Annotated in this window: 1 protein-coding gene; it reads right to left on the bottom strand. The window is 39.5% G+C overall.

Annotated features, from left to right (window positions below; translation table 11 throughout):
• The coding region (locus tag AOA59_RS32825) for a hypothetical protein (protein WP_218212200.1) at positions 1–183 on the bottom strand (183 nt) is incomplete at its 3' end.
• Positions 184–261 lie beyond the last annotated feature (78 nt).

Genomic DNA, 261 nt, shown 5'->3' with positions numbered 1-261 from the left:
CTTATAGTGCTCATAGCCTGACAAGTGCAAGCAGATACTTGCTGTATCAATGCCTGCAGTCTTTAATCTCGCATAGTACTCTGGATCTGCTGGAGGAATCGCAGAGCAGAAAGCGAATTTTGGATATGCCTTTGCTGTTGCTACTGTACGAGTAATTGCTTTAGTATTAGTTGTCATTGTCATGCTGCTATTCCTTCTTCCAGTTTTGATATATATTGATAAATTGCATCTTTGTGTTTTTGCTTTAATCTGGTTGAGCCT

This window comes from Pseudomonas sp. 2822-15 (assembly GCF_002742515.1).
GTDB classification, from domain to species: Bacteria; Pseudomonadota; Gammaproteobacteria; order Pseudomonadales; family Pseudomonadaceae; genus Aquipseudomonas; species Aquipseudomonas salomonii.
This window is presented reverse-complemented; position numbering and strand designations above follow the sequence as displayed.